This window comes from Thauera aminoaromatica S2 (assembly GCF_000310185.1).
GTDB classification, from domain to species: Bacteria; Pseudomonadota; Gammaproteobacteria; order Burkholderiales; family Rhodocyclaceae; genus Thauera; species Thauera aminoaromatica.
In genome coordinates, this window is record NZ_AMXD01000250.1 from 1 (window position 1) to 2358 (window position 2358).

Here is a 2358-nt window from a genome sequence, read left to right on the forward strand (position 1 = left end):
CGAGCGGGCCGGGCCACGGCGCCAGCGCCCACAGCAGGATTGCCGCGCCCGCGACACCGCCGAGCAGCGCACGCGCGCCCGGTGCCGCCGCGCTGCGTGCGAGGGCACGCACGCAGGCCGACACCACGCGATGCAGTACCAGCACGACGAGGATACCGAGCGCGAGCGCGAGCAGGACCTTCGCGCCCGGACCGTCGCCGCCCATGTCGAGCACGGCGCCGAGGTGGGGCAGGTCCCAGTAGAGGTTGAGCGGGCGGCCGAACAGCGCGGGGACGGTCACCTGCACGTAGCGCAGCACGATCCACAGCGTGGCCAGCCCCGCGAGCACGCGCACGAGGCCGTGCGCTGCGTGTTTCCGCCAGGCGGCGAAGAGCACCAGTGCGGCGACGGCGAAGGCGAGCTCGATCGAGACGGCCGGCGTCGGCCGCGGCCACAGCGTCGGCCAGGCGTTGTCGAACACCAGCAAGGCGTCGAGCGCGAGCAGCGGCAGGAGCGTGCCGAGCACAAGATCACGCGCCCGTGCGCTCATGCGACCCCTCCGCCGCGTGCGGCAAAGCGCGGGCGCGCGGGTCGGCACCAGGGCGCGGGACACGGCGACGTCGGGCCGTGGCCGAGTGCGGCTATGATCCGGGACAGCCGATGCCCCCCGGGAGACCGACCGAAATGAACGCCAAGCCCGCGCTGCCCTGGTGGCAGGACCTGACCCCGAGCCGCATTGCCGGGCTCGCCCGCGCCGATGCGGTCGCGTTGCTGCCGCTCGCCGCGATCGAGCAGCACGGAGAGCACCTGCCGCTGTCGACCGACCTCGACATCGCCCTCGGCCTGCTCGAGGCGGCCGTGCCGAAGCTGCGCGCGGGCCTGCCGCTGTGCGTGCTGCCGCCGGTCGCGGTGGGGTGCAGCCTGGAACACACGGGCTTTGCCGGTACGCTCGCGCTCGACGCGAAGACCGCGCTGGCGAGCGTGGTGGAGATCGGTGCCTGCGTCGCGCGCGCCGGCTTGCGCCGCCTTGTGCTGTTCAACACCCATGGCGGCAACAAGGCGCTGGTGGACCTGGCCGCGCTCGAGCTGCGCGCCGCGCAGCGCATGCTGGTGGTGCGCGCGCATTCCTTCCGCTTCCCGCCGCCACCCGCCGCGCTGCCGGCGGACGAACTGCGCCACGGCCTGCATGGTGGCGCGCTGGAGACCGCGCTGATGATGCATCTGGCGCCGCACAAGGTGAGGCGCGATGCGGTCGATCGATTCGAGTCGCTGGGGGCGCGCATGGCGGCGGCGGGGCGACTGCTCGGCCCCGAGGGCGAGGCCGGCTTCGCCTGGATGGCGCAGGACCTTCATCCTTCGGGGGCCTGCGGCGATCCTCGCCTGGCGGACGCCGCGCTCGGGGCGCGCCTGGTGGAACACTTCGCGAGCCGTCTCGCGCGCATCGTCGAAGAGGCACACGACTTCGACCTCGAAGCGCTGGTGACGTGCGCACCGGCGCCGGAGCAGCGCTGAGCGGGCCGCATGGCCGGCCTGGAGGCCGCGCCTCAGGCGCGGTGCGCGGCGTCCGCGGCGGGCAGGCATGCGGGCTCGTCGTCGCCCGGCTCGCCCTGCTCGTTCAGCAGATCGTTGAGCCAGTGGCCGTGACGGCTGGCCTTGGTCCTGAGGTAGCGCTGGTTCTGCGCGGTGACCTCGCCGTAGATCGCGCGCCGGCCGACGACGTGGATGCCGGCTTTCTGCAGCGCGGCGACCTTGCTCGGGTTGTTGGTGAGCAGCAGGATGCGGTCGATGCCGAGCTCGTCGAGCATCTCGTGGGCGATGCGGAAGTCGCGCTCGTCCTTGGAGAAGCCGATCACCTGGTCGGCGTCGATCGTGTCCAGTCCCTCGTCCTGCAGGCCATAGGCGCGCAGCTTGTTGGCCAGGCCGATGCCGCGACCCTCCTGCGAGAGGTAGAGCAGCACGCCGCCGCCGAGCGCGTCGATCGCTGCCACGCCGCGGCGCAGCTGCTCGCCGCAGTCGCAACGCAGGCTGCCGAAGAGGTCACCGGTGAGGCAGGACGAGTGCAGGCGCACCGGGACGTCCTCGGGCCAGTTCGCGCGCTCTCCGATGACGATGGCGACGTGCTCGTGCACGCCGTCGGCTTCACGGAAGAGCACGAAGCGGCTGTTCTCGGCCTCGGCCAGCGGCACGCGCGCCTCGCTGATGCGGGCGAGCCGGCCGGGGCCGCTCTCGCACAGGCGCATGGCCTCGGCGGCATCGACCGCGAGCAGATCGCCGCTCGCCACCGTGGCCGCAACCGCAGCGGCGCGATCGGGCGCGACTTCGCACACCAGCGCCGCCGGCACCCGCTGGGCGCGCCCGAGCAGGCGCAGGGCGGCGCGC

3 protein-coding genes are annotated in these 2358 nt (G+C 73.6%); 1 reads left to right on the forward strand and 2 read right to left on the reverse strand.

The features are described from left to right. Positions 1-529: hypothetical protein (locus C665_RS19270; RefSeq protein WP_004328213.1), on the reverse strand; the 529-nt coding region annotated here is incomplete at its 3' end. 134 nt (positions 530-663) lie between these two features. Between C665_RS19270 and C665_RS19275 the strand changes: the two genes are divergently transcribed. Further along, positions 664-1491: a creatininase family protein gene (locus C665_RS19275; RefSeq protein WP_004328214.1), complete on the forward strand. Its 828-nt coding sequence runs from the start codon at positions 664-666 to the stop codon at positions 1489-1491. A gap of 32 nt (positions 1492-1523) precedes the next feature. On the opposite strand, the gene C665_RS19280 is transcribed toward C665_RS19275, so the two are convergent. Beyond that, the coding region (locus tag C665_RS19280; RefSeq protein ID WP_004328217.1) for a GTP cyclohydrolase II at positions 1524-2358 on the reverse strand (835 nt) is incomplete at its 5' end.